Annotated in this window: 29 protein-coding genes; 2 read left to right on the top strand and 27 right to left on the bottom strand. The window is 55.1% G+C overall.

From position 1 onward, the window contains the following. From Q7U71_00840 to Q7U71_00775, 14 genes are all read right to left on the bottom strand, one after another. A partial coding sequence (locus Q7U71_00840; GenBank protein MDO9390306.1) for a DUF255 domain-containing protein occupies positions 1 to 369 on the bottom strand: 369 nt, incomplete at its 3' end. 38 nt (positions 370 to 407) lie between these two features. Beyond that, the gene (locus Q7U71_00835) at positions 408 to 599 is read right to left on the bottom strand and encodes a hypothetical protein (protein MDO9390305.1); all 192 of its coding nucleotides are present in this window, start codon (positions 597 to 599) and stop codon (positions 408 to 410) included. Then, positions 596 to 1000, bottom strand: coding sequence for an OsmC family protein (locus tag Q7U71_00830; GenBank protein MDO9390304.1), 405 nt, complete (start codon positions 998 to 1000; stop codon positions 596 to 598). Before Q7U71_00830 ends, Q7U71_00835 begins: the two co-directional genes overlap by 4 nt. A gap of 71 nt (positions 1001 to 1071) precedes the next feature. Beyond that, entirely contained in the window at positions 1072 to 1647 is a 576-nt protein-coding gene (locus Q7U71_00825; GenBank protein MDO9390303.1) for a rubrerythrin family protein, read from the bottom strand. Positions 1648 to 1794: 147 nt separating this feature from the next. Beyond that, positions 1795 to 2175: a desulfoferrodoxin gene (locus Q7U71_00820; GenBank protein ID MDO9390302.1), complete on the bottom strand. Its 381-nt coding sequence runs from the start codon at positions 2173 to 2175 to the stop codon at positions 1795 to 1797. 102 nt (positions 2176 to 2277) lie between these two features. Next, positions 2278 to 3207, bottom strand: coding sequence for a thioredoxin-disulfide reductase (gene trxB / locus Q7U71_00815; protein ID MDO9390301.1), 930 nt, complete (start codon positions 3205 to 3207; stop codon positions 2278 to 2280). Beyond that, positions 3204 to 3401: a 4Fe-4S binding protein gene (locus tag Q7U71_00810; protein MDO9390300.1), complete on the bottom strand. Its 198-nt coding sequence runs from the start codon at positions 3399 to 3401 to the stop codon at positions 3204 to 3206. Before Q7U71_00810 ends, trxB begins: the two co-directional genes overlap by 4 nt. Positions 3402 to 3438: 37 nt before the next feature. Next, a complete protein-coding gene (locus tag Q7U71_00805; protein ID MDO9390299.1) occupies positions 3439 to 3576 on the bottom strand; it encodes a hypothetical protein in 138 nt (45 codons plus the stop codon). A 17-nt stretch (positions 3577 to 3593) separates the two neighbouring features. Then, positions 3594 to 3809, bottom strand: coding sequence for a zinc ribbon domain-containing protein (locus tag Q7U71_00800; GenBank protein ID MDO9390298.1), 216 nt, complete (start codon positions 3807 to 3809; stop codon positions 3594 to 3596). A gap of 39 nt (positions 3810 to 3848) precedes the next feature. Continuing rightward, entirely contained in the window at positions 3849 to 4061 is a 213-nt protein-coding gene (locus Q7U71_00795) for a DUF2892 domain-containing protein (GenBank protein MDO9390297.1), read from the bottom strand. Between the two features lie 52 nt (positions 4062 to 4113). Continuing rightward, positions 4114 to 4440 (bottom strand): thioredoxin, encoded by a 327-nt coding sequence (trxA, locus tag Q7U71_00790; GenBank protein MDO9390296.1) that lies wholly within the window; start codon positions 4438 to 4440, stop codon positions 4114 to 4116. A gap of 247 nt (positions 4441 to 4687) precedes the next feature. Then, a complete protein-coding gene (locus Q7U71_00785; GenBank protein ID MDO9390295.1) occupies positions 4688 to 4963 on the bottom strand; it encodes an anti-sigma factor in 276 nt (91 codons plus the stop codon). 5 nt (positions 4964 to 4968) lie between these two features. Then, positions 4969 to 5529 carry an RNA polymerase sigma factor gene (locus tag Q7U71_00780; GenBank protein MDO9390294.1) on the bottom strand — a complete coding sequence of 187 codons (561 nt, stop codon included), beginning with the start codon at positions 5527 to 5529 and terminating at the stop codon, positions 4969 to 4971. Positions 5530 to 5602: 73 nt separating this feature from the next. Continuing rightward, positions 5603 to 6172: a DUF3267 domain-containing protein gene (locus tag Q7U71_00775; protein ID MDO9390293.1), complete on the bottom strand. Its 570-nt coding sequence runs from the start codon at positions 6170 to 6172 to the stop codon at positions 5603 to 5605. Positions 6173 to 6360: 188 nt separating this feature from the next. Here Q7U71_00775 and Q7U71_00770 point away from each other — a divergent pair, with 188 nt between their 5' ends. After that, positions 6361 to 7887: a tetratricopeptide repeat protein gene (locus Q7U71_00770; protein MDO9390292.1), complete on the top strand. Its 1527-nt coding sequence runs from the start codon at positions 6361 to 6363 to the stop codon at positions 7885 to 7887. A 2-nt stretch (positions 7888 to 7889) separates the two neighbouring features. Continuing rightward, entirely contained in the window at positions 7890 to 8405 is a 516-nt protein-coding gene (locus tag Q7U71_00765; protein ID MDO9390291.1) for a hypothetical protein, read from the top strand. Between the two features lie 164 nt (positions 8406 to 8569). Here Q7U71_00765 and Q7U71_00760 read toward each other — a convergent pair whose 3' ends face one another. From Q7U71_00760 to Q7U71_00700, 13 genes are all read right to left on the bottom strand, one after another. Continuing rightward, positions 8570 to 9931 (bottom strand): pitrilysin family protein, encoded by a 1362-nt coding sequence (locus Q7U71_00760; protein MDO9390290.1) that lies wholly within the window; start codon positions 9929 to 9931, stop codon positions 8570 to 8572. A gap of 1 nt (position 9932) precedes the next feature. Further along, positions 9933 to 11261: a pitrilysin family protein gene (locus Q7U71_00755; GenBank protein MDO9390289.1), complete on the bottom strand. Its 1329-nt coding sequence runs from the start codon at positions 11259 to 11261 to the stop codon at positions 9933 to 9935. Positions 11262 to 11360: 99 nt separating this feature from the next. After that, entirely contained in the window at positions 11361 to 12320 is a 960-nt protein-coding gene (locus Q7U71_00750; protein ID MDO9390288.1) for a hypothetical protein, read from the bottom strand. Between the two features lie 29 nt (positions 12321 to 12349). Next, positions 12350 to 12706: a GIY-YIG nuclease family protein gene (locus tag Q7U71_00745; GenBank protein MDO9390287.1), complete on the bottom strand. Its 357-nt coding sequence runs from the start codon at positions 12704 to 12706 to the stop codon at positions 12350 to 12352. Between the two features lie 187 nt (positions 12707 to 12893). After that, a complete protein-coding gene (locus Q7U71_00740; protein MDO9390286.1) occupies positions 12894 to 13085 on the bottom strand; it encodes a PspC domain-containing protein in 192 nt (63 codons plus the stop codon). Positions 13086 to 13095: 10 nt separating this feature from the next. Next, entirely contained in the window at positions 13096 to 14355 is a 1260-nt protein-coding gene (locus Q7U71_00735) for a polymer-forming cytoskeletal protein (GenBank protein ID MDO9390285.1), read from the bottom strand. Between the two features lie 29 nt (positions 14356 to 14384). Then, on the bottom strand, positions 14385 to 14972 hold the full coding sequence (locus Q7U71_00730) for a zf-HC2 domain-containing protein (protein ID MDO9390284.1): 588 nt from the start codon (positions 14970 to 14972) through the stop codon (positions 14385 to 14387). 240 nt (positions 14973 to 15212) lie between these two features. Further along, positions 15213 to 15773 (bottom strand): RNA polymerase sigma factor, encoded by a 561-nt coding sequence (locus Q7U71_00725; protein MDO9390283.1) that lies wholly within the window; start codon positions 15771 to 15773, stop codon positions 15213 to 15215. A gap of 374 nt (positions 15774 to 16147) precedes the next feature. Further along, complete coding sequence (locus Q7U71_00720) at positions 16148 to 16303, bottom strand: hypothetical protein (protein MDO9390282.1); 156 nt, start codon at positions 16301 to 16303, stop codon at positions 16148 to 16150. A 170-nt stretch (positions 16304 to 16473) separates the two neighbouring features. Further along, positions 16474 to 16614, bottom strand: coding sequence for a hypothetical protein (locus Q7U71_00715; protein MDO9390281.1), 141 nt, complete (start codon positions 16612 to 16614; stop codon positions 16474 to 16476). 9 nt (positions 16615 to 16623) lie between these two features. Continuing rightward, positions 16624 to 17328, bottom strand: coding sequence for a cell division ATP-binding protein FtsE (gene ftsE / locus Q7U71_00710; protein MDO9390280.1), 705 nt, complete (start codon positions 17326 to 17328; stop codon positions 16624 to 16626). Positions 17329 to 17332: 4 nt separating this feature from the next. Then, entirely contained in the window at positions 17333 to 18307 is a 975-nt protein-coding gene (pdxA, locus tag Q7U71_00705; protein MDO9390279.1) for a 4-hydroxythreonine-4-phosphate dehydrogenase PdxA, read from the bottom strand. 51 nt (positions 18308 to 18358) lie between these two features. Next, positions 18359 to 19778 (bottom strand): T9SS type A sorting domain-containing protein (locus Q7U71_00700; GenBank protein MDO9390278.1); only part of this gene is annotated, 1420 nt, incomplete at its 5' end.

Genomic DNA, 19778 nt, shown 5'->3' with positions numbered 1-19778 from the left:
GGTGGGAAAGCCGCTGACGTCAAAATTGCGGGCCAGGTCCATTTCGGTATAGGCCTTGCCCTTGAAGTTCACGGTATTGGCCCTCTCGGCATTCAGTTTGACCGCCACAAAGCTCTCCTTCATCAGCCCCGCCACCGCCGGGTCTACATAGGTTTTCTCGTCCATCACCTTGCACCAGTGGCACCAGTCGGTATAGACGTCTACCACTATGAACTTGCCTTCTTCCTTGGCCGTGGTCATGGCCTGGTCCCAGGCCATCCAGGCGACCGATCCGGCCGCGGCCTTGGGGGTTTCTTTTTTGCTGCCGGCGCAGGAAATGCTGCTCAGCACGGCCAGTGACAGCAGAACCGTCAGGATGTATCTTTTCATTTAACGCTCCGATAATGATTGGTTTTAAAGTTTACCGGTCAGGGTGCGGTAGGGAATTTGCCGCCGTACATAAGGATCCCCCCGATCATGGCCCACCAAAAGGTGGATATCCATGGATTGCCTACGATAGGACAGGTTCCGCCGCGGCAGCCGATGAATTTATAGGAAAGGAATCCCACCACGCCGCCGATGACGGCTCCCAGCACGATCTTTAAGATATAGATGATCATGACACCACTTTGCTTTCGATATTCATCTGGACCCCCTGCTGGATGGTGGCCGAGACCGAGCAGTACTTTTCCTTGGAGAGTTTGATGGCCTCATCCACCGCCGCCTTGGGGATGTCGCCTTTGACCTCGTAGACAAAATTCATCTCGGTGAATCTCTTGGGATGATCCTCGGCCCGCTTCCCGTCCATCAGCACCCGGAAGCCCTTGATGTCCAGTTTTTTCTTCTGCAGGATGGAGACCACGTCCATGGCCATGCACCCGGCCGCAGCCAGCAGTATCAGCTGCATGGGAGTGAATCCGGCGGAGATCCCCTCTTTCCTGGATTCCACCACTATGCCGTGGCCCTTTTCATCTTCGGCCACGAATTGAAGGTCTTTTACCCATTGTAAGGTTAATGGCATCTGATTTCCTTTTTATAATGATACCTGGAAAGCATGAAAGAATTCCTGGATCCGGGGTTTCCTTATAGATCCTAGTAATTTTCCGCCAGCACCTCGTAGTATGCCTGGGGATGCTTGCAGGCCGGGCACTGTTTGGGGGCCTCGGCTCCCTCGGCCACATACCCGCAGTTGATGCAGTGCCATTTGACGGATGTTTTCTTTTTGAAGGCCTCCCCGTTGGCCAGATTTCCGGCCAGCTTGCGGTAGCGGGACTCGTGGAACTTCTCAACTTTGGCTATCTGCTCGAAGGCCACCGCCGCATCCTCAAAACCCTCGTCCCGGGCGGTCTTGGCGAAGTCGGCGTAGATGGTGGTCCATTCCATTTTCTCTCCGTCTGCCGCGGCCTCCAGATTCTCCTTGGTGCTGCCGATCTTTCCGGCCGGGTAGGCGGCGGTGATCTCCAGGTCTCCGCCCTCCAGCAGTTTAAAGAACACCTTGGCATGCTCCTTCTCGTTCTCAGCCGTTTCCATGAAGAAGTTGGCTATCTGCTCGTAGCCTTCCTTGCGGGCGGCGCTGGCGAAATAGGTGTAGCGGGTGCGGGCCTGGGATTCTCCGGCGAAGGATTTCAGCAGGTTCTGTTCGGTCTTGGATCCTTTGATGCTTTTCATATGTTTTCCTTCTCTTTTTTACTTTGTTATTTGCAATTTGTCATCCTGAGTTTAGCAACTCGCTTGACCATCGAAGGATCTAACAATACTTATGGAGATTCTTCGGAAGCACGGCGGGAAGCTATCCTCAGAATGACTCGGTGATGGTCATCCCTTGGCCGACCACAGGCCGTGCAGGTTGCAGAATTCCTTGGCGGTGATCTCCTGGGCCGGGCACAGGAACTCGGCCTCCGGAGCGTCGCCGGGCTTAAGGTACTTGCGGTGGACCCTGTCCCCGCCGTAGATGGCGATCCACTCGATGTGGTGCTTATCCTCCATGGGGTGTTCCACCGAGCCGATTTTGACCTTCCAGCCGCCGGCCGTTTTTTCTATCACCGGCAGGTGTTTTTCCTTGGCGGCATCCACGGTGTTCTCGGTGAACAGCTTCATCGGCTTGTCGCAGCAGACCAGTTCGCCCTTGCCGCCGTGCAGCACTTCCACGATGTTGCCGCAGATCTCGCATTTGTAAACCTGGTTTCTTTCGGCCATGACAGTTCTCCTTCGGTTGGGGCCGATATATCGGCCGTTACTGTTGGAGCACGATGCATCGTGCCCTTACTTTATGATCTCTCTGCGGCAGTCCCGAGTTGCTTACTTGAATTCCAGGTACTGCTGGGCGGCTATGGCGGCGGTGGCGCCGTCCCCCACCGCGCTGGAGACCTGCCGGACCAGCTTCTGCCGGACGTCCCCGCAGGCGTAGATGCCGGGAGCCGAGGTGGCCATCCGGTCATCGGTGATGATATATCCCTGTTCGTCTGTTTTGAGAATGTCTTTTACCAGGTCGCTGCTGGGTTTGTAGCCCACGTAGATGAAGGCCCCGGTCACCGGGATCACCTCTTCCGCCAGCGTTTGCTTGTCCATGATCTTGATGCCCGTCACCCCGGTGCTGCCCTCGATGGCCAGGATATCCTTGTTCCAGGCAAAGGTTATCTTGTCGTTGGCAAAGGCCACCCTTTGGATGGAATCGGCCGCCCTTAATACGTTGCGCCGGTGGATCACCGTCACCTTGGAGGCCAGGCCGGCCAGGTAAACAGCCTCCTGGACCGCGGAATCGCCGCCACCCAGCACCGCCACCGCCTGGTTCTTGAAGAAGGCCCCGTCGCAGATGGCGCAATAGGAGACCCCCTTGCCCAGCAGTTCCTTTTCGCCCCGCACCCCCAGTGTCTTGGGAAAGGCTCCGGTGGCAATGATCAGGGCCTTTGATTTTATAATCGTTCCGTCGGAGAGTTTTATCAGCTGATATCTGTCTTCCGGCACGACTTCCTCCGCCTGGGCGGAGATGATCTCGGCCCCGAACTTTTTGGCCTGCTGTTCCATTTTCTGGGCCAGCTCAAAGCCTGATATGCCTTCGGGGAAGCCGGGATAATTGTCGATCCGCTCGGTGTTGGCCACCAGGCCGCCGGGCATCATCTTTTCTATGATCACCGCCTTAAGGCCGCCCCGCCCGGCATACAGCCCGGCGGTCATCCCGGCCGGACCGGCTCCCAGAATGGCTATGTCGTAGTTTTTAGTCTCGCTCATATATTTGCCGGCGATGGTGTGGCAACCTGCTGAAATACCCGGCAGCTTTGGACGCAGAGGCCGCAATCGGTGCATTTTTTCTGGTCGATGTACGGGGCCTTGACCCCGTCCTGCTTGATGGCTCCGGCCGGGCAGACCCGCAGGGAGGGACAGTGGTGGTTCTGGGGGCAGTATTCTGATCTGATGACTATCATTTTTAACGCCTGTTTTGTTTTTCCCTTCAGGGTATTTTCACCGGCATGGCCCGGAAACGCTGCATTGGGAGGCGGTGCCGTGGATGATCCCCCGGAGGATCTGGGACCCGAAGCCCGCCAGGGCGATCAGGGAGATGATGAACAGCAGGTATCTTCTGATCCGGTGTTTGTTCATGGTATTATTTCAGGACCTCAGCCGCAGCTGCAGCCTCCGCCGGAGCAGCAGCTTCCCCCGCCGTCATGGCCGTGGCTGCCTGATCCTCCGTCCACCGAGGCGGCAAATGTGGACATCAGTTTTTCGGTGTCCGCCTGGCACTTGGGGCACTTGGGGCTGGGGGCGCAGCAGGAGTTGGTCAGGTTTTCGAACTTGTTGCCGCACTTGGTGCACTGGTATTCGTAGATGGGCATGTTTATCCTTTCGCGGGAACAGGGTTTTGATTTTGGTGGTTATTTCTGGGGCGGGGTCTGCTCTTTATGGGTGCTTATCCCCAGGAGTTTGTACAGTCCGCAGAACCCGGTGATGGCCGTGAATACCGACAGTATCCCTGCGGCCAGCAATACCCATTGCAGGGTTCCGGTTACTATGAACCCAAAGACCAGCAGGGCTATTCCTATTATGGCCCGTATTATCCGGTCGGCTGTGCTCTCGTTCCTTTTCATGATGAACCTCCATTTTAGAGTTACCTGGTGTGACCGGGAATTTGTTCCGTGATCACTTGGTGATGGCCGCATCCAGCCGGGCGGCTATGGCCGCCTTGGGCATGGCGCCGATCAGGGTGTCTATGGCCTGGCCGTTCTTGAAGATCAGCATGGTAGGAATGCTGCGGATGCCGAACTGGCCGGATTTTTCCGGGTTGGCGTCCACATCCAGCTTGGTGATCTTGACCTTGCCCTGGTAATCGTTGGATAATTCTTCGATCACCGGTCCCACCATCCGGCAGGGCCCGCACCAGGACGCCCAAAAGTCCACCAGCACCGGAGTATTTGATTTTAAAACCTCCTGATCGAAGGTTCCGTCGGTTAAATGGATCGCCGCCATTGTATCTCTCCTGTTCATATAATTATTTTTTTGTTATCTGCATTTTAGATGCCGGGCCCGCCGCCCGGGATTCATTTTTAATGATTATCTTACTTATTAAGGAACCTTTATCCACAGATTAACGCAGATTGTAACGAATTTCTTCCAGCTAAAATTTTAACTTGTATAAAATAATCTGTGATAATCTGTGAAATCTGCGGATAGAAAAACTTATTGGTTAATTTCCCGAACGAATTAGATAGATATTTCATTTTTTTGCGCCTTTTTTCCCGGCTTCCAGCCGGATGACCTTGTACAGCCTGCGCTGGGCGTCCGCCGGGACCTTTTGGGGGCCCAGGCCCCGGTACAGGGTGACCGTTTTCTTAAGGGTGTCAAAATAGGTCTGGCAGTCGGGGCACTCCTTGAGGTGCTTCACCAGCTTGCGGCAGACCTGCTGGGCCAGCTCCTGGTCCAGATATTGGGAGAACACCGCCCCCATCCCCCGGCAATGGTGTTTTTCTGCGTTTTTCTTGATTGTGCTCATTTGGGTCAGTCCCTGATATAGGGTGATAATTTTTCCTTTAAGACATTCCGGGCCCGGTGCAGACGCGATTTCATGGCCGGCAGGCTGATCTTTAAGACCCTGGCCACCTCCTCCCCCGGCAGGTCCTCCACGTCCCGGAGGATGAACACCGCCCTCTCCTTTTCCGGGAGTTGCATCAGGGCCTCGTCCAGCCTTTGCTTGAGTTCCAGGTTCAGGGTGCTCTGCATGGGGTCCGGCTTCCTGTCCGGCTCTTCAAAGGCTTCCTCCAGATTTACCGTGTGGTGCTCGGGCCGCCGGGTCCTCTTCTGCCTCAGTTTCATCAGGCTGAAGTTGGTGGCCAGCCGGTAAAAGTAAGTGGAGAGACTGGACAGTCCCTTGAACCGTGGCAGGCTTTTGTGAAAGGCCAGAAATGTCTCCTGCAGCACGTCCTCGGCGTCCTCCCGGTTTCCCAGCATCCGAAGGGCCAGGGAATAGACCCCGTTCTGGTGGTGCTTCACTATCTGGGACAGGGCCCTCTGGCTTCCGGCCCGGGCCTGTTTTATGAGGATGTCTTCGTCGTAGATCAAGTTGTTATTAATTTAGATGCTTGGATTTTAGGAAGGATTTATTCATATATGCAATCTTCTATCAGAGCCAAAATCATCTTTCAACAATTTGAAATCCAATTTTATCCGGATGGTCCAATATCTGCTCTTCTTTTCCCACTTCTCGAAGCTTCCAAAGGACAAGTAGATCTCCGGCAGCATTGAATATTGATATCAACCCCAACGAGCTCAATGGCAAAGAACAAATAATAAGGCCTAATACCAAAGGCATGACACCTATGATTAAAGCTGGAAGTGCCACTGCCCAGGCGTAAACTGCCTTATTTACGGGCATATCGGGATGTGTATAAAAAACAAAATCTTTAAGGGAAAATCCGAATTTTATGTTTGCCCAGGGCATATTACTAAAAATTCTAAAACCCAAAGCATGCAGGAGTTCATGAGCCGGGATAGCTACCAAGAGATATAAAAATATCTGTTTAAAAATGACCCCCGTTAAAGGAGTGTTCCAAAGTCTTTTCCACGCATAAACAAAAATCACAAAAACGACAGTAGTAGCTATACCAATAAATAAGCTCAGAAATGGTGCGGATATGGTAACATTCCTTACAACCCGGCCGCCATTGTTTTCCTGTCCTCCGGCATGAGCGCTTATAGTTCCCATCTCTGCTCCCATATAAAGGTTTAGAAATTAAGTTTAGACCAGCTTTTAATCAAAGTCAAGGAAAAACATCAACCCCGTTTCCTCAAGTTGCTTTGATCCCGGTTTGAGAGGAGATTCTTGCAAAAACATATTGACTTAGCCTTAAGTTTATGTTATCTTAAACTTTCAATAATGGAGAAATTTTGCCGATGAACAAGTGTCCGTTCCTAACATCCAAGCAGGTGGTCAAAGAACTTAAGTACGACGCCGACGGCAAGCTGATGGAGGAAAAAGAACTCCCCCTGGCCGAGCTACGGAACTGCCTGGGCGCCGAGTGCGAGATATTCGATGCCGAAGCCAAAAGGTGCTCTCTGCCGGTGATAGACCGGAAGATGCGGAAGGCCGATGAGCATCCGGAAGATGGCGGCAAGGCCGGTTCGGTGGTGGCCGAGCTTAAGGAGATCAAGGAGAACACCGCCGCCACCCTGCTTCACATATTAAAGAAGACCGACGCCACCAACGAGGCCATCGACCGGCTGGCCGAGGCCGTCAAAAGCGCCCCGGCCGCCAAGGGCGGCGAAGGCCAGGCTTTGGACCTCTCGGAGCTGAAACAGCCCCTGGCTCAGATCAGCGACAAGCTGGCGGACCTGCCCAAGGCCGACCTGACCCAGATCCATCAGCTGTTGGCGGGCCTGACCGAGGAACTTAAGATGTCCCAGGCCAAGTTCAGCGACATTCTGGAACTGACCTTGGAGGAACAGCAGAAAAGATCGTCCCAGGAGGTCCTGCAGGCCCAGGACGGAGACAAGCTGGGCGCCAGGTTGGATGCCATCAAGGAGGCCCTGACCGGGCGGCCGGAAAGCGGCGGTTCGGAAGCGCAATTGACGGCCATCAAGGAAGCCCTGGTCCAGAGCCAGGAAAAATTCACCGGCATCCTGGAGCTGATGCTGGAGGACACCCAGCGCCAGGCGGAACAGAACCTGAGCCTGACCCAGGCCGTAAACAGCCTGGCCAAGGGCCAGCAGGAGCTTAAGGAACAGCAGGGCATGCTGGCCGAGAAAGCTTTGGCCCTTCAGTCGGATCAAACCGGCAAACTGTCCCTGGCCTTGGAGCAGATGGATTCCGGCTTAAAGAACCTGTCCCAGGCCAAGCCCGGCGGGGGCGGGAACCTGGAGGCAGTGGAACAGCGGCTGGCCCAGGCCCAGGAGGCACTGCTGGCCGTGCTGGAAGCCCAGCGCAACGAACAGCGCCAGTCCGGCAACGAACGGCGTTTGCACCAGGCCGAGGAGAACAACGACCGGGGCGTGATGCTTTACTACCGCCGGGAGCTCTCCGGCGCCGAAGCCCAGTTCAAGAAGGCCATAGACATCCGTCCGGATTTTTACGAGGCCTACAACAACCTGGGCCTGGCCGTCAGCGACCAGGGGCGGCGGGAAGAGGCCGTGGCCGCCTTCAAAAAGGCGGTGGAGCTCTCGCCCGAGGCCCCAGAGGCCTACAACAACCTGGGCTGTCTTTACAAGGGAAAGAAGGATTACCAGCAGGCGGTGGAATATTTCAACCAGGCCATCGCCAAACAGTCGGATTATTCCCTGGCATACCTGAATCTGGGGACGGCCTACGAGGAAATGGAAAAATTCGACCTGGCCATCAAGTCCTGGGAGAAAGTGCTGGCGGTGCAGCCCACCAACGATGAGGCCCGGCGCAAGATCGCCATTTACCGGGCCAAGCGGACCTAGCAATGGACGAAGCCTTAAAAAAGATAGAACAGGCCCTCAATGCGGAACGCCCGGCCAGCCGTCTTAAGGAGTTTTTGCCGGGAGCCAAGGAGCCTGTCAAGACACCGGAACAGGCTATGGGCATCACCCACTACGCCAAGGCTCCGGCCGAACCGGCCAGCCAAAACCAGCCCGAGGTTCAGGTGGATGCCCCCCGCCGCTTTGAGCCGCCGGTGGAGATCGACCCGGCCTCCAAGATCGGAGTGGGATCACGGGTGTTCACTCTGGACGAACTGGGGGCTTCATCCCCTGCCGGCCAGTCCCCGGCGGTTGAGCCGGATGCTCCCCGCCGTTTTGAGCCCCCGGTGGAGATCGACCCGGTTTCCAAGATCGGGGTGGGGGCCAGGGAGTTCACTTTGGACGAGCTGGGCGGAGCCTCTCCGGCGGGAAAAGACCCGCTGATGGGACAGGTTTTAAAATCAACCGTCCGGGAGATGACCCTGGATGATCTGGTATCCAATGGAGAAGAAGGGAAATAACCGGTTGCTTACCCTACCTTAAACTATAAGGAAACCATGAAGGACAGGAAACTTTTTTTCGTGGGTTTCTAAAAATAATTCTTCTATGAAAAAGACAGGTTCAGCATTAATGCTGAACCTGTCTTTTCTTTTTATCGCGAAATTTCCGAACAAAGCACTCGGCGTTATTTTTTTTCTATTGCCAAGCCGGGAATACTGATCCTGGTAATGGCCGTGTCCGTGGTCATGGTAACGATGTAATTTCGGGGCTTCAGCAGGCGCTGGGCGGCCAGCCGAATATCCTCCTTGCTCACCTTCTGGATCAGCTCCAGGTCCTTGGTGACCTGGTCGGGGCTTAATCCGTAAAGTTCTGCTCCCAGTATCTGGCTGGCGATCTGTCCGTTGGTCTCATAGCGGAAGGGATAGCTGCCCCGGAAATAAGCCTTGGCCTCCAGCAGCTCCTGGTCCGAGACCGGCTCCTTTTGGATCTTTTCCATTTCCGCGATCATGGTCTTGATGGCGGTATCGGCGGACTGGCATTTGGTCTGAACGGTAAAGGTGTATGGGCCATGGTCCAGCCGGGGGGAGAAATAGGAGTCAACATCGTAAGCCAGGCCCTGCTGCACCCTGATCTTGGTAAAAAGACGGGAGACAAATCCGCCGCCGCCCAGGATGTAGTTCATCAGCCGGGCCGCCTGATAATCGGGGTCAAGCCGCTTGGGCCCCTGGAATCCCAGCATCACGTAGGCCTGGGTGATGGGCCGGTGGATCATCAGCAGCCCCGGTTCTTCAATTTTGGGGATCTGGCCGTAAATTATGCCCGGAGTTTCGGCCTTGGTCCAGGTTTTGGTAAGCTTCTTGAAAAGCCCCGTGATATTGCCCGGTTTTACTTCGCCCACTATGGCGATCACTACATTGTTGGGGATAAAATATTTTTTGTGGTAGGAGCTGAGGTCCCCTGATCTTATGGCGCCGACCGTGGCTTCTTCCCCCTCCACCTGGTGATCATACTGATGCTGGCCGTACAGCCATTTTTCAAAGGCCTCCTGGCTAAGGGACATGGGCTGGTCCTGCTGGGCCTGGATGGAGGTGACCAGCTGTTCCCTCAGCCTCTCCACCTCGGAAGAATCCATCCTGGGGTTTTGCAGCAGGTCCATGAATACCGGCAGCAGTTTTTCCAGGTCCTGGCTCAGGCAGGTCAGTGAAAAATACGAGGCATCGTAATCGCAGTTGACCGAGAACTGGGCTCCCGCCTGGTCAAAACTCTGGGCTATCTGCCGGGCGGTGCGGGATGAGGTCCCCCGGGAAAGCATCTCGGCGGTAAAATTGGCCAGCCCGCCCAAGGCTTTGGGGTCGGAAGCGCTGCCGCCCCTGACCATGGCGCTGACGGTGACCAGCGGCAGGCCGGTCTTGGGGACCACCAGCAGAACCAGTCCGTTGCCCAGCGCCGCCCTTTGGGGCCGGGGCGGCTGCCAGCCGGACTGGGCGGCGGCAAAAGTTGCCAGCAGCAGAGCCGGCAGGAAAGCCAGGATGATTGTTTTTTTCATTTTATTTCTCCTGTCCCTTTGCGGCTTGGGGAACCAGCGTGGCCACGGTGCGGTTCTCCGGGGCCAGGTATTTTACCGCCGCCTGTTTGATGTCTTCCATTTTTACTTTATCCAGGAATTTGAGATAGTTGTTGACGTCCCGCCAGCCGTGGCGCGAGGCCGATGACCCCAGCTGGTTCCCCAGCACATAGTTGTTCTGCCGGGAGAATATGTACTGGGCCTTAAGCTGGTTTTTGGCCTTGGCCAGTTCCTCGGCGGTGACCCCCTGGGTCTTTACCAGTTCCAGCTCGGCGTAAAGGGCCTGTTCCAGTTCGGCCGTGGTCCGCCCGGCGATGGGTGCGGCGTAAAAACTTATCAGGCCGGGATCGGTCCGGGACAAGTTATAAAGCTCAGCGTAAAGGGCCAGTTTTTGACGGTAGATCAGGCTTTGGTAGAGCCGGGCGCTTTCCCCGCCGGAAAGTATGGCTGACAGCAGATCCAGCACCGCCTCGTCGTATTCTCCGGCCCGGCAGCCGTGATAGGCAATGATAATCAGGGGCGTCTGGGCCTGGCGCACCACGCTGACCCGGCGCTCTCCCACCTGGACCGGCTCTGCCGTGGCCACTACTGGCGGGTCCTGCAGGGCCCGGGGGATTTTCCCGAAATGATCGTTGACCGCCCTGACCACCTCTTTGGGGTTCACATCTCCCACCACCACCACCGTGGCGTTATTGGGCGCATAGTAAGTGAAATAATACTGCCTCATGTCTTTTATTGTAATGGCCCTGAGGTCCGAAGGCCAGCCCAGGATCGGCCAGCCGTAGGGATGGGCCATGAAGGCTGCAGCACCCGATTCCTCTACCAGCCGGCCCCAGGGGGAGTTCTCACGCAGCCGACGCTCCTCCAGCACCACATTGCGTTCCGATTCGAACTCCAGCGAATCCAGCTTCAGCCGGTGCATCCGCCCGGCCTCCATCTCCATCATTTTCGGAAGGAATTCCACCGCGATGTTCTCGTAATAGGCGGTGTAGTCCTCGGAGGTGAAGGCGTTGTCGTGGCCCCCGTAACTTTGCACCGTCCGGGCGAATTCTCCCGAGCCGATTTCCCCCGAGGCCTTGAACATCATGTGCTCCAGCAGGTGGGAGATCCCGGTGATGCCCGGGCGCTCGTTGCGCGACCCCACCCGGTACCAGACCTGGAAACTGGCGATGGGCAGGTCGTGCTTTTCCAGCACCAGGATCTTCAGGCCGTTGGCCAGGCTGTCCTCGTAGACCGCCAGGGTGTCCAGGGCCAAGGATGACGCCGTCCAGCAGCTGAACAGCAAAAGGATGATCATCGTTTTTTTAAGCATCGTCTCTCCATGACTGTTGATTCTTGTGCGGCAATATACCCGGAACTATTATACCCCCGGAAACCGCATAATTCAATGGCCGGCTGGCAGCGGCAGATCTTAGCGGAAAAGTATTATCAGCAAAGTGATGGTGCCGTAGGCAATGGGAAAGGCCTTCTGGCAAAAACGGTCCAGTTTGGCCGATGCCTCTTTTTTCCCTCGGCTATACAGGTTCAGGGAAATGACAGCCACTAGTATGGACAAGAATATGAAGAGGAAAGCCGCAATGTGCAACTGATCGGCCATGGTCATGATGTTGCTGTCGGGCAGCGATGAGGCGATTACATACTGACTGCCGACCGCTGCAAAAATGGCGCCGACCCCCAGTCCGGTGCGGGATTGCAGGTCGGTCGGGGATATGAAAAAGCTCATGAAGGCAATCAGGGCCGAAAGGAATACCGCTATGAATAGTTTTATGAAATATCCCACTCCAGCCCGGACCACCCGGACCGAGCAGTAAAATCTGGAAAATATTGATTGATTTTCCGGGGGCAGGGTGGGATCTCCGTAATTGGTGGCATAGGTATAGGGCACCACCCCGAAATAGAACTTGTCCAAAGCCCAGCCGGGAATTTTGATGTCAGGGCTCTTGCCCAGGTTTCCGGAGTCAAGGACATAGACCAGGGCTCCGGTCTCGCTTTCCCCGTCCTCTATCTGCACGGTCAGGACGTGGTCGTCAAAGGGGAAGGCTGAGACGTCCCAGTGCTGGGTCATCACCGCCGTCACCCGGCTGAAGGCGTAGTTGACATCGCCGTTCTTTGACCGGTATGGTTCGGACTGGAATGTCTTCTCTCCGCCCACGACCTCAAAGCTTTTGACGGGATCCAGGTCCTTGTTCTTCCAGCGGAACCAAAGGTAGAAATCGGCCGTGAATCTGTTGTCCCGCAAGGAAACGTCGTACACCCGGTTGACATACATCCCCACGTAGACCGAATCCGGCCCCTCCGGCGAGAGTGCGGCCGCAGACGGCCCGGCACATAGGGCCAGCAGGGCTAAAGATAAAAGAATGCTATTTTTCATATTGCACTTCGTTTGCGGTTTGGCTAATTTTATACTTTTTTACTGTGGTAGCCCCTGTCGCCATAGGGTTGAAGCTTCTCCAGCCAGATCTCCTCCAGGGCCTTCAGGTCGCGGCTGTAATCATAATCTTTGCCTTCCTTGGGCTCCAGCTGATCCACGACCTCGAACGCAAAATTAGATTCGCCGTATTGCTTGAAATCCTTCTGCAGGCCCTGGCTCACATGCAGCCCGCCCCGGAGCTGAAACAGGTTCCGGTTGAAGATGGCATTGAGGTTCTTGCTGCTTTCCAGGAATATCTTGCCGTTGGCCAGGTTGGTTATCCGGTAGACCCCCATGGGCTGGATGGTCTCTTTGTACTGCCGCCTGATCTCTTTTTTGTCGATCATTTTTTCTTCATTGCTGCTGTTGGTTCCGTGTATGCTGATCCAGAATTAATGGTTCCCGTATTGGTTCTATATCCGCTTATTAGTTTAGCATTTCAATATTTCAGTGTCAAGCAATATATTTGGGATAAAATGAAGAACCCCGGACCTGTTATTCCAGGCTCCGGGGTTCCTGCTAATTGTTAATGGTTCATTGTAAAGTCGGTTCTTCGGGCACTATCACCCAGGCGATGATGTAGATCAGTATCCCTCCGCCCAGCACCATCAGTACCGCCATTCCCAGCCGGACCAAAGTGGGGTCCAGTTCAAAGTACTTGGCCAGCCCGGCGCAGACCCCGCCCGCCATTCTATTGTCCCGGGAACGGTAAAGTTTCTTGATCATGGCTTCCCCTTTACTGCGGCTTTGTTTCGGGGACTGCCGGCGGCAAAGCCGGAGAGCGGTAGGTCTTGACCGTGCCGAACCGGGACAGCCAGACCCCGCCCAGGCCCAGGGAGATTCCTATCCAGCAGGCTATCCAGCTGATGATCACCAGGATCCAGCCCAGGATGTTGAAGGGGCTGCCGGCCACGTTGATCAGCATCCCGGCCACCATCACCGCCATCAGCAGCAGGAAACCGGTCATGGAGGTCAGCACGGTGCCCGGCTGGGGTTTGTTTGTGACCTGGAAGAACCTTTGACCCAGGATCATCCCAAAGACGGCCAGGGAGACCAGCAGGGCCGCGGCGTAGGCCAGCGGCACGACGAAGATGCCTACTATGGTTATCAGCAGCATTATCCAGACCGGCATGAAGGCCACTATCACCAGCAGGCCTATGCCGAATGACTTCCAGGTGTCCTGCACGGTGGCGTTCTTCACCGCTTCAATATGATGGGGAAAGAGGGCCGTGATCAAAAGGATTATCAGGCTGAAGCCCAAAGCCACGAAGAACCAGATCCCGAAGACCAGGAACCTTGACTTTACTGGATGCTCGTGCACCACCCTGGCATGGCCGATCATCCCCGGCAGCATATTGTTGAGCATTCCCAGGTCCAGTTTCTGGATCTCGCCGCCGATCTGGGCGCTGTCGGACTTCTCCACCGTTCCGCCCATCACCGATATGTCGCCGCCCACCGAGGATTTTGGCCCCAGCGTGACCGTGCCGCCAAAGCAGGCCAGCTCTTCGCCCACGCTGCCGGTGATATTGGCCGAACCGCCGAAGCAGGCCAGGCCGCCGCCCACGGTGCCGGCCACATCGGCCGAGCCGCCGAAGCAGGCCACGTCGCCCTGCACCTCGCCGTTGACAAAGACCGAGCCGCCCATGGCCGCGCAGTCTCCGGTCACCACTCCGTCCACCGTGATGCTGCCGCCCTTGGTGGCCAGGTCGTCGTCTATGGTATCGCCGGCCGCAATATGGACATCCCCGACCCGGGTGTCCTTGGCGTTGATCTCAATGTCCTTGCCGGCCATCTTCAGTTTGTAGGTCTCGCCGGCCTTGGGCGCCGGCTCGCTTAGGCCCTGCACCTTGATGGCCGTGCTCTTGTCCAGCAGCTTGGTCTTGATGACCATTGTATCCTTTTGGGCCAGCAGGGTGGCTGCGGCCAGCATCAGCACCAGCGTCCCGATCGCCAGGACCAGGACCAGGCCAAGCATGAACTTACGGTTTGTGTTCATTTTAGTTCTCCTTGTGTTTGTTTTGTTTTTTATGAATGGTTCCAGGATCTGCCCTGGGGCTGGTATCTCATCTTCATCCCGGCCAGCATCACCACTCCGGCCGCCGCCAGGAATGTTAACAATATCTGCAGCGGCAGGTTTGAACCCTTGAACAGCCAGGCCGTCAGGGCCTGGGCATTGTTAACCATATCGGAGAGAATGAACCAGGTTTTGACCAGGGTAAACTGCAGGGCGGTGAGGACTTTTTGGGGGTTTTTCAGGTACAAATAGGTCTGGGCCAGGCCCAGTTTGCTGACGGCATAGACCGCGGCCAGCATTGCCCCTCCGGCCCACATCAGGGCCAGGCTGGCCAGACCGGCGGCCCACTTGGACCAGGCCGGGAAAAGTGCCGGCTTGTATTCCAACCCCAAGGCCGAAAAGACCTTGGAATTGAAATCCGGCGAGGGAGAGAGCAGCGGCAGGCCGGCCACCGAGGCCGCCGCCATAGCGTACAGCCTGTACTCCCTTTGGCAGGACCGGCAGGCCCTTAAATGGTCTTTTACCGACTTAACTTCTTGTTTGTCAAGCAGTTGGTCGATATAGTCCGGCAGCTTATGTTTAAGTTCTATGCAGTTCATTTTTTTATCCTCTGTGGTGAATACGCAATGGGTGGGCATTTTGTTTCGCCGGTTTAGCGGTTATTTACCAGGTCACCTAATATGAAGCATAGCGCTCCAAGAGAAACAAATTTATTTTATAAGGAAGCCAGGAAAGCAGGAATCAATCAGGGTTCCCACAGTTTAGTATTCATGGCTTCATGGATTCCTAATAAAAAATGGTACTTATTTATTGACCCCATAAAAAGTCTTTTATTCTGTCTACCCGTAACCGGCCGCTTCCAGCTTGGTTTTAAGGATCTCCCGGGCCCGGAACAGGCGGACCTTGACCGTGCCCATGGGGATCTGGATGGCTTCGGCGATCTCTTCGTAAGACAGCTCCTGCTGGTGGCGCATGATCAATACCTCGCGGTAAGGAGCCGGGACCGAGTCCACCATTCTCTCTATCAGCTCCTTTTCCGACAACTGCTCCATCTTTTCCTCCAGCGAGGAACCGGTGTCTTCCAGGTCTATCGGATTCTCTTCGTCGTTGATGGTCAAGGTCTCGCCCTTGTTGGCCCTTAAGAAATCTATGGAGGTGTTGTGGGCTATCTTGAAAAGCCAGGTTAGCAGTGGATATTGGGAATCGTAGGAGGACAGGTTGCGGTAGGCTTTAATGAAGGTGTCCTGCAGGATGTCCTCGGCATCGGCCGGGCTTTTGACCAAACGGACAATAAGGCTGAAGACCTGACGCTTGTATTTGTTCATCAGGTCGTTAAAAGCCCTGGAATCTCCGTCCAGGCAGCGCTGGACCAGTATTATGTCCTGTTTGTCGGCGGGCATTGGCGATGCTTGGCTTTCCCTTGGTGTGTCTTGATGTTGCTTAAGTTGCCGGAGCGGCTGGAAGACCGGAAATAACGTAAAAAGCCCTGCCAATTACGGGTTGGAGGGCTTTTTATTAGCGGCCTGTATATTGTTCAGTCATTTAGATGCTGACTATTGTCATCACGATCATGCTGACCAGAAAGGCCACCGGGATCAAGCCGTCCCACTCAAACTGGGGGTTGCTGGTTTTCATTGACGTTCTCCTTTTGATGGTTGGTTGTTTCCCTGTTCAAAGGAGAATACGCCGGAGTGGTTAAATTTGTTTCACAGAACGCAAAATATTTTAAAACTTCCTTGGCCGGCCGGTCTCCCGGCAGCCGGAAGCCCGGAACCTAATGCATTATGGCGAAGTAGACCACATAGAACCATCCGAAGATCCCGTGCAGTATGGCCCACAGGATCGAATGATTGATGGACCAGGACAGGATCATGGCCAGGGCGGACCCCATTCCGATCCCGTTGGAGGCGGCGGTGATTGTCTTGGACATGATATCCTCCTTTAAATATAGTTAAATGATTATTATCCAATCAGCTCGGAAGACATTGAGAACAATAGGCACCAACCCCGGTTGTCGCGTTAAAACGATCAGCGAGCACCGCAGTTGACGGCGGTTAAAAGCTTGTCTGCCCCTGTTTGAGGGCTGGCCAAAGCCCGAGTTCAGACAAGCCCGCCAGCAACGAGAAGCGCAACGCCCGGAGAGTTTTCAGCGACGAGCTTTTTCTTTTGGTTCTTTGCTTTTTGGCGGTACAAAAAGAAAAGAACATAACTGTGGTAGATAAGAAAATTGTTTTCTGACATAAATACAGGCTAATCGTTTTCAGTATGGCTGCCCCGGCGGTAATGACTCTTGCCCGGCATGTCCCGGATGATGGCCCCGGCCTCCAGCTCTATCACCCGGTGGGGCATCTTCTTCACCAGCTCGTGCTCGTGGGTGGCCATCAGCACCGCCGTGCCCTTGGCGTTGATGTTCTTCAATATCTGGATTATCTCCAGTGTCCCGGCCGGGTCTACGTCGCCGGTGGGCTCGTCGGCTAAAAGAATGAAGGGATCGTTGACCAGGGCCCGGGCGATGGCCGATTTCTGCTGCTCCCCGCCGGAGAGCTGGTAGGGGAAGGAATGCCGCTTGTGGGACATCCCCACCTCGTTCAGGACCGCCATGGACTTTTTGTGGATGGCCTTCTCGGGCGCCCCGGTCACCTCCAGGGCAAAGGCCACATTCTCGTAGACGGTCTTTTCCGGCAGCAGCTTAAAGTCCTGAAAGATCACCCCCAGTTTGCGCCGCAGTTTGGGGATGTCCCGGGCCTTGATGCAGTCCGAGCCGAAACCCGCCACCTTCACCAGGCCCTCGTCCGGCAGGATCTCCATCATGATGGTCTTGAGGATGGTGCTTTTGCCCGAGCCCGAGGGCCCGATCAGGAACACGAACTCCCCCTTCTCCAGCTCAAAGCTGATGTCCTTTAAGGCGGTCCAGCTGTTCTGGAAGGTCTTGGTAACGTGCACGAGTTCTATCATTTTCTCATTTCCCGTTTCGGCTGGTGAATGGTTGACCGGAGGTGTTCTTTGCCCCCAGGGCGGACGCCAGCAGTATGGCCTTTTTCATGGGGCTGTGATCGGCCTTATTCTGCCAGGCTATGTCCAGGGCTGTGCCGTGGTCCGGCGAGGTCCGGATGATGGGAAGCCCCAAAGTGATGTTGATGGTGCCGCCCAAAACCTTCAGCGGCAGCAGGCCCTGGTCGTGGTACATGGCTATCAGGGCGTCCAGTTTTCCCCGGCGGATCAGGCCGAAGCCCGATTCCGAGGACAACGGCCCGGTTACCGCACAGCCGGTTTTTTGGAAATATCTTACCGCCGGCAGTATGCTCTTTTTTTCCTCGGTTCCGAACAGCCCGTCCTCGCCGGCGTGAGGGTTTAGGCCCAGCACCCCTATCCTGGGGTTTTTTATGCCCCACCAGTTCATCAGGGCCTTTTGGGTCAGCGCTATCTTCTCCTTGATCACCGCCGTGGTCAGGGTTTTGGGAACCTGGGCATAAGGCTGGTGAATGGTGGCCAGGGTGACCTTGATGTTCTCCGAGGCGAACATCATCCCGAAATCCTTTACCCCGCAGATCTCGGCCAGCAGTTCGGTATGTCCCGGCTGCTGGTACCCGGCCTGGCGCAGGGCCAGCTTGGAGATGGGCGCGGTGGCCAGGGCCGACACCTGATTGTCCAGCGCCAGCAGAGCCCCGGCGATGATGGAACGGGCGGCGATCCCCCCGCTCTGGGCCGAGGTCTTGCCGGGGGTCAGAAAGAATTTCTGGCAGTAGATGTCATGGATCTCCAGCCCGGTGATCTTGAGGCCGAAGGCCCTGGCTGCCTGCTCCCAGATATCCTGGGGGCCGACCAGCACCGGACGGCAGCGCTGCAAGACCTCCCGGTCGGCTGCGGCCTTAAGTGCGATCTCCGGGCCGATCCCGGCCGGGTCGCCAATGGTTATGGCTATGAATGGTTTCATGGTTCTTTCTTTTTTACTTCTCACACTAAGACGCAAAGGCACAAAGCATCACTATTTTATATAAGTCATTTTTTTAGTAATAACATTGCCACCGCTTTGCAGGCGGTAGACGTATACACCGTTGGAAACCCTTTGCCCACGGTCGTCACAGCCGTTCCATACCACCGACCCCACCCTTCCCTCCCCTCGAGGGGAGGGATTAAAGGGAGAGGTTTCCTCGTCCACCAATGTTTTTACTAATTGCCCGGAAATATTATAGACTTTCAAACTGATTTTTCCCGATTGGGATACTTGGTATTTGATGGTAGTTTGATGGCTGAATGGATTGGGTGAGTTCTGCAGCACATTGTTAATTGCTAATTGTTCATTGTTCACTGGCTCCCCCGCAACCGCATCGGGTCCGGTATATTTGCACAGCCAGATCATGTTGCTGCTATCAGCATAGTAGTTACTCACCAGGAACTCATCCCTCCCGCAATTGTCCACATCCCCGGCCGGGGCCACCCTAGCACCAAGCACGTCGCCCCTATTAGAATCAGCAGGATATCTTCCCAAAATGGAGGCATCATATGCATTGTTCATTGTTGGGCGTCTAAGCCAAAGGTACGCCTTGCCTCGCCCATTATATGCCCTTGAACCTGCTATTAAATCCTCCATTTTGTCGGTGTCAGAGTAACCGGCAGATGACGACCAACAACCTAAACCCGTGTCTTCGCCGGTTATAGTCCATTGGGGCAATGTTTCCCCAGTAGTATCCCCTAACAACATATAACTTTTACCAGCGCCAAAGCCACCACCAGTTGATGGCCAATTTGGGGTCCCAAACCACGACATTGGCTCAAACCCTGTGGTTTCAGCATTAACCAGGCTCAGATTAAATGCTCCAAGGTATTGTTCCTGCATTTCACCATATATCCAGCTATCGGCTATGGTATCCAATGGCGCATTGTCGCTTAAATATATATACACTTCCCCGGCGGCTCCGCCATTTATCGAATTGACAGGCCCAGACGCAATTATGTCATCATAATCATCATGATTAATATCTCTCATATCACTCTTACCGCTGCCGAAATTCTCTAAATATGTGGGGCTCGGATGGCCGTTCAATATAATATCCGGCCAGGCATCAGGTCCCAAGGTATCGCCGTAATATACATATATCCTCCCGTTCCTGTTCCCGGATATGGGATAGCTTGGTGCGTCAACAATGAGGTCGGCTATGCCATCGCCATTAATATCACCGGCTGATGCCGTATAGCCAAAGTTCGTGGCCGTGGCGCTGCCATATCCACCTATTACCAAGTCCGGGCTATTGTTCAATAATCCTCCGGTGCCGTAGTGGATATTTACCTGGCCATTACTATCATTCACTCCTATTCCCCCGGCATCGCCTACAGCTAAGTCATTTATACTATCACCATTGAAATCGGCGATACAAAATGAAAATGACCCACCAATTGAATCGTAC

Source organism: bacterium, from assembly GCA_030655055.1.
GTDB lineage: Bacteria > Edwardsbacteria > AC1 > AC1 > EtOH8 > UBA5202.
The sequence above is the reverse complement of the archived record's forward strand: the minus strand, read 5'-3'. Positions and strand labels throughout refer to the sequence as shown.

Excerpts from the sequence above, each read along its gene's own strand:
- Q7U71_00740 (MDO9390286.1), bottom strand. The coding sequence starts at position 13,085 with ATGATCAAGAAACTTTACCGTTCCCGGGACAATAGAATGGCGGGCGGG.
- trxB (MDO9390301.1), bottom strand. The coding sequence starts at position 3,207 with ATGAGCGAGACTAAAAACTACGACATAGCCATTCTGGGAGCCGGTCCG.
- Q7U71_00725 (MDO9390283.1), bottom strand. The coding sequence starts at position 15,773 with ATGCCCGCCGACAAACAGGACATAATACTGGTCCAGCGCTGCCTGGAC.
- Q7U71_00835 (MDO9390305.1), bottom strand. The coding sequence starts at position 599 with ATGATCATCTATATCTTAAAGATCGTGCTGGGAGCCGTCATCGGCGGC.
- Q7U71_00765 (MDO9390291.1), top strand. The coding sequence starts at position 7,890 with ATGGACGAAGCCTTAAAAAAGATAGAACAGGCCCTCAATGCGGAACGC.
- Q7U71_00750 (MDO9390288.1), bottom strand. The coding sequence starts at position 12,320 with ATGAAAAATAGCATTCTTTTATCTTTAGCCCTGCTGGCCCTATGTGCC.
- Q7U71_00720 (MDO9390282.1), bottom strand. The coding sequence starts at position 16,303 with ATGTCCAAGACAATCACCGCCGCCTCCAACGGGATCGGAATGGGGTCC.
- Q7U71_00800 (MDO9390298.1), bottom strand. The coding sequence starts at position 3,809 with ATGCCCATCTACGAATACCAGTGCACCAAGTGCGGCAACAAGTTCGAA.
- Q7U71_00785 (MDO9390295.1), bottom strand. The coding sequence starts at position 4,963 with ATGAGCACAATCAAGAAAAACGCAGAAAAACACCATTGCCGGGGGATG.
- Q7U71_00755 (MDO9390289.1), bottom strand. The coding sequence starts at position 11,261 with ATGCTTAAAAAAACGATGATCATCCTTTTGCTGTTCAGCTGCTGGACG.
- Q7U71_00715 (MDO9390281.1), bottom strand. The coding sequence starts at position 16,614 with ATGTCAGAAAACAATTTTCTTATCTACCACAGTTATGTTCTTTTCTTT.
- trxA (MDO9390296.1), bottom strand. The coding sequence starts at position 4,440 with ATGGCGGCGATCCATTTAACCGACGGAACCTTCGATCAGGAGGTTTTA.
- Q7U71_00820 (MDO9390302.1), bottom strand. The coding sequence starts at position 2,175 with ATGGCCGAAAGAAACCAGGTTTACAAATGCGAGATCTGCGGCAACATC.
- Q7U71_00830 (MDO9390304.1), bottom strand. The coding sequence starts at position 1,000 with ATGCCATTAACCTTACAATGGGTAAAAGACCTTCAATTCGTGGCCGAA.
- Q7U71_00770 (MDO9390292.1), top strand. The coding sequence starts at position 6,361 with ATGAACAAGTGTCCGTTCCTAACATCCAAGCAGGTGGTCAAAGAACTT.
- Q7U71_00825 (MDO9390303.1), bottom strand. The coding sequence starts at position 1,647 with ATGAAAAGCATCAAAGGATCCAAGACCGAACAGAACCTGCTGAAATCC.
- Q7U71_00775 (MDO9390293.1), bottom strand. The coding sequence starts at position 6,172 with ATGGGAACTATAAGCGCTCATGCCGGAGGACAGGAAAACAATGGCGGC.
- Q7U71_00745 (MDO9390287.1), bottom strand. The coding sequence starts at position 12,706 with ATGATCGACAAAAAAGAGATCAGGCGGCAGTACAAAGAGACCATCCAG.
- ftsE (MDO9390280.1), bottom strand. The coding sequence starts at position 17,328 with ATGATAGAACTCGTGCACGTTACCAAGACCTTCCAGAACAGCTGGACC.
- pdxA (MDO9390279.1), bottom strand. The coding sequence starts at position 18,307 with ATGAAACCATTCATAGCCATAACCATTGGCGACCCGGCCGGGATCGGC.
- Q7U71_00810 (MDO9390300.1), bottom strand. The coding sequence starts at position 3,401 with ATGATAGTCATCAGATCAGAATACTGCCCCCAGAACCACCACTGTCCC.
- Q7U71_00730 (MDO9390284.1), bottom strand. The coding sequence starts at position 14,972 with ATGAACTGCATAGAACTTAAACATAAGCTGCCGGACTATATCGACCAA.
- Q7U71_00795 (MDO9390297.1), bottom strand. The coding sequence starts at position 4,061 with ATGAAAAGGAACGAGAGCACAGCCGACCGGATAATACGGGCCATAATA.
- Q7U71_00805 (MDO9390299.1), bottom strand. The coding sequence starts at position 3,576 with ATGAACAAACACCGGATCAGAAGATACCTGCTGTTCATCATCTCCCTG.
- Q7U71_00735 (MDO9390285.1), bottom strand. The coding sequence starts at position 14,355 with ATGAACACAAACCGTAAGTTCATGCTTGGCCTGGTCCTGGTCCTGGCG.
- Q7U71_00760 (MDO9390290.1), bottom strand. The coding sequence starts at position 9,931 with ATGAAAAAAACAATCATCCTGGCTTTCCTGCCGGCTCTGCTGCTGGCA.